Origin of the sequence: Aestuariivirga sp. (genome assembly GCF_044239095.1) — a bacterium.
Lineage (GTDB): Bacteria > Pseudomonadota > Alphaproteobacteria > Rhizobiales > Aestuariivirgaceae > Aestuariivirga.
Map to the genome: position 1 here is coordinate 1 of NZ_JBIICB010000328.1, position 4,313 is coordinate 4,313.

Sequence of the window (4,313 nt, forward strand, 5' to 3'; positions counted from 1 at the left end):
CCAGCGCGGTATCGACGCGGTAGCGGATCTCAGGCGTGAACTTCATCTCGAGCTTCGGCGCCACGAGGCCGCGAATGTAGCGCCGGTTGCGGTTCAGCGCCTCCAACAGGGCCTTTTCCTTGTTGGGTTGCAAGGTCCGCACATAGGCGGTGGCGATCTTGAGGTCGGGCGAGATCTGCACCTCGACCACCGTCGGGTTCAGCCGCTCGAGATCGGGGTCGCCCGATTCCCCGCGCAGGAAGATGTCCGCCAAAGCGTGGCGGATCAGCTCGCCCGCGCGGAGCTGGCGTTGGGATGGGGCGCTGCCTTTGCTCATCTTGTCCGATCAGTCCAGCGTGCGCTGGACCTTCTCCACGCGGAAGCACTCGATCACGTCGCCTGCGCGCATGTCCTGGTAGTTCTCGAAGGCCATGCCGCATTCCTGGCCCACCGGCACTTCCTTCACTTCGTCCTTGAAGCGCTTGAGTGTCGAGAGGGTGCCTTCGTGGATGACCACGTTGTCGCGGATGAGGCGAACCTTGGCGCCGCGCTGGACGCTGCCTTCGGTAACCTGGCAACCCGCAACCTTGCCGACCTTGGTGATGTTGAAGACCTCGAGGATCTTGGCATTGCCGAGGAAGGTTTCGCGCAGTTCCGGCGCGAGCTTGCCCGCCATGGCCTGCCTGATGTCGTCAACCAGGTCATAGATGATGTTGTAGTAGCGGATCTCGATACCGGCACGTTCCGCCGCATCGCGCGCCTGGGCGCTGGCACGGACGTTGAAGCCCAGCACCACCGCCTTGGAGGCCTCCGCGAGCCCGATGTCGGACTCGTTGATGCCGCCAACCGCGTAATGGATGACGCGGCTCTTGATCTCGGCATTGCCGATCTTCTCGATGGCCTGCACGATGGCTTCCGCAGAGCCCTGCACGTCAGCCTTGACCAGGATCGGGAACTCGGTAGCGCCCTCCTTGATGGCCGACATCATCTGCTCGAGCGAGGAGCGGGCGGAGGCCGCACCGCGGCTTTCGCGGCGCTTCCTCTCGCGGTATTCGGTCACTTCGCGCGCGCGCGCGTCATTCGGGACGACGTCGAACTGGTCGCCCGCTTCCGGCGCAGAGTTGAGGCCCAGAACCTCGACCGGGGTCGAGGGGACGGCTTCCTTGACCTGCTGGCCCTTGTCGTTGACCAGCGCGCGAACGCGGCCCCAGGCGGAACCTGCAACGAAGATGTCGCCCAGCTTCAGCGTGCCGCGCTGCACGAGGACGGTCGCCACGGGGCCGCGTCCCTTGTCGAGCTGCGCTTCCACCACCATGCCGCCCGCCTCACGGTCCGGGTTGGCCTTGAGGTCAAGCACTTCGGACTGGAGCAGGATGACTTCCAGCAGGCGGTCGAGGTTGGTGCCCTTGAGTGCCGAGACTTCGACCTCGAGCGTGTCGCCACCCATGCTTTCGACCACGATCTCGTAGCGCAGAAGTTCGTTGCGCACACGCATCGGGTTGGCGGCGGGCTTGTCGATCTTGTTGATCGCCACGATGATCGGCACACCCGCTGCACGGGCATGGTTGATGGCTTCCACCGTCTGCGGCATGACGCCGTCATCGGCAGCAACGACCAGCACCACGATATCTGTGGCCTTGGCGCCGCGCGCACGCATGGAGGTGAAGGCCTCGTGGCCCGGCGTGTCGATGAAGGTGACGACGCCGCCCGGGGTTTCAACCTGGTAGGCGCCGATATGCTGGGTGATGCCACCGGCTTCGCCGGAGACCACGTTGGTCTTGCGCAGCGCGTCCAGGAGCGAGGTCTTGCCGTGGTCGACGTGGCCCATGATGGTGACAACGGGCGGACGGGACTTGAGCTGTTCCGGCGCGTCGGTTTCGCCCGACAGGCCTTCAACAACGTCGGCTTCCGACACGCGCTTGACCTTGTGGCCCATTTCCTCGGCCACCAGCTGGGCGGTATCGGCATCGATCACATCGTTGATCGTGTGCATCTCGCCCTGCTTCATCAGGAACTTGATGATGTCGACAGCGCGCTCGGCCATGCGGTTGGCGAGTTCCTGGATGGTGATGGCCTCAGGAATGACGACCTCGCGTGTCGCCTTCTCGGTGGGCATCTGGAAGCCCTGCACCTGCTTCTTGAGGCGCTCGGTGCGGCGGCGGAAGGCGGCGACGGAGCGCGCGCGCTCATCATCCTCGTTCAGCGCATTGACGACAGAGAGACGGCCACGGCGCTTGTCGGCCTCGCCCTTGGTGCGGGCGGGAACGGGCGCCTTGACCTCACGCTTGACGACGCCACCAGGGAAGGCGCGGCGGGGCGCTTCTTCCTCGTCATGAACACGCTTCACGGGCGCGGGTGCGCCCTTGCCTGTCACCGGCTTCATCGGCACCGTCGCAGGCGTCACCACATTGGATGCGGCGGGGGCGGACTTGGGCGCCAGCTTGCGGGCGGCGTCTTCCGCCTTGCGGCGGGCATCTTCCTCGGCCTTGTGGCGGGCCTCTTCCTCAGCCTTGCGGCGGGCGGCGGCCTCGCGCTCCACGAGGTCGATCGCGTCCTGCTCGGCGCGGCGCTTTGCGTCTTCTTCCTGGCGCTTGCGGTCCTCCGCCTCGCGCACGCGGGCACCGGCGAGCGCCCTGTCGCGCGCTTCCTTTTCCTCGGTCGTCAGCGTGCGCAGCACCACGCCCGAACGCTGGGTTGCCTGCGGTTTGGGGGCGACCGGCGTCTGGGTATTCGACGGCGGCGCCGGCGTGACGCGCGGCTGCGGCTGGAAAGCCGGCTTTACGTCTGCGCCCGCTGGCTTGTCGTCGCCGAAGCGCTTGCGCTTGGTTTCGACAACGACCGTCTTGGAGCGGCCGGCGCCGAAACTCTGCTTGACCTTGCTCTGCTCGATCGATGGCCGCTTGAGGGTCAAGGTTCCACCACCGGGGCGGCTGCCTTCGGGCTTGCGGTCGTTATCGTTGTTATCAGTCATCTTCTCTCTTCAGGTCCTCGGCGGGCCTGCTCAAGGCCCTCAAACATCACGATCCGGCGCACGGCAGCGGAGAGCTTTTCGGCAAGCCCTCCCTTGGCCACGGCAGCATGTACCACATTTGGCCGTCCAAAAGCCAAATCCAATTCACGCCGCTCGAAAAGAGCGACCCTTTCGACTTCCGGGGCAGCCAGCCTGTCCAGTTTCCGGCAGCCGTCGAGCGCGGCATCCGTTCCATGAAACAGCAATTTTGCCCGGCCCCGCCCGAGCATTTCCTCAACCTTCATGAAGCCCGCAACGGCCTCACCAGCCTTTTTAGCGAGCGACAAAAGGGAAAGCACCTGCTGCCGAAGCAGAGTAGACACCATATCGGGCAGATCGGGCGGTATTGTGGTTTCGGCGGAAAACCCGCGCGAAAACAGTTTCTTCTTCACGGCTTCCGCCAGGACCCCCCTGTCGAGGCTCACCCACACGCCCCGGCCCGGCAGCTTGCGGGCCAAGTCGGGAACCGCGACACCGTCAGGGCTTCTGACAAAACGGATCAACTCCGCTTCGTCCTTGACGGTACGGGTCACGATGCACATGCGGTCGGCCAAGGGCTGATCCGCCTCGATATCGGGGGCGCTGGGAATCTGGCTCAGGCGTCCACCTCGCCTTGTTCCGCTTCTGCCTCAGGCTCCACCGGGGCTTCGATCCAGCCCGCCTTGATGCGGGCCTTCATGATGAAGTCATTGGCTTCATCCGTACCGACTTCGAGGTCAGAGAGCGCGCCTTTGTGCTTGACGGCGCCGCCGGCCTTGCGCTCGGTCCAGCCGATGAGCTCGTCGGTTGCGCACCCCGCAAGGTCCTCGATCGACTTGATGCCCGCTTCACCCAGAGCCACCATCATGGCGAGCGTCAGGCCTTCGATGTCCTTCAACTCGTCCAGCACGCCCAGTTCGACGCGGCGTGCATCGAGTTCGGCAGCCTCGCGATCCAGGAACTCACGGGCACGATTCTGCAATTCTTCCGCCGTCTGCTCATCGAGACCCTCGATCGAGGCGATTTCGCGGAGGTCGACGTAGGCCACTTCGTCCACAGTGGCAAAGCCCTCGGACGCGAGGAGCTGCGCCAGGGTCTCATCGACATCGAGTGCGGAGACAAACAGCTCAGTCCGTGCTGCGAACTCCTTCTGCCGGCGTTCGGATTCCTCCGCCTCCGTCATGATGTCGATGTCCCAGCCGGTAAGCTGGGAGGCCAGCCGCACATTCTGCCCGCGCCGCCCGATGGCAAGCGACAGCTGCTCGTCCGGCACCACGACTTCGATCCGTTCGGACTCTTCGTCGAGCAGGACCTTGGTGACTTCGGCAGGCGCCAGCGCGTTCAC

The 4,313-nt window shown here is 64.9% G+C and carries 4 protein-coding genes; all 4 read right to left on the reverse strand.

Annotated features, from left to right (window positions below; genetic code table 11):
• A partial coding sequence (locus ACILRA_RS20385) for a ribosome-binding factor A (protein WP_395663885.1) occupies positions 1-316 on the reverse strand: 316 nt, incomplete at its 3' end.
• A 9-nt stretch (positions 317-325) separates the two neighbouring features.
• Positions 326-2,950 carry a translation initiation factor IF-2 gene (gene infB, locus ACILRA_RS20390; RefSeq protein WP_395663886.1) on the reverse strand — a complete coding sequence of 875 codons (2,625 nt, stop codon included), beginning with the start codon at positions 2,948-2,950 and terminating at the stop codon, positions 326-328.
• On the reverse strand, positions 2,947-3,588 hold the full coding sequence (locus ACILRA_RS20395; RefSeq protein ID WP_395663888.1) for an RNA-binding protein: 642 nt from the start codon (positions 3,586-3,588) through the stop codon (positions 2,947-2,949). The genes infB and ACILRA_RS20395 overlap by 4 nt, the downstream gene beginning before the upstream one ends.
• Positions 3,585-4,313: helix-hairpin-helix domain-containing protein (locus tag ACILRA_RS20400; RefSeq protein ID WP_395663887.1), on the reverse strand; the 729-nt coding region annotated here is incomplete at its 5' end. The genes ACILRA_RS20400 and ACILRA_RS20395, both read right to left, overlap by 4 nt.

Excerpts from the sequence above, each read along its gene's own strand:
- infB (WP_395663886.1), bottom strand. The coding sequence starts at position 2,950 with ATGACTGATAACAACGATAACGACCGCAAGCCCGAAGGCAGCCGCCCC.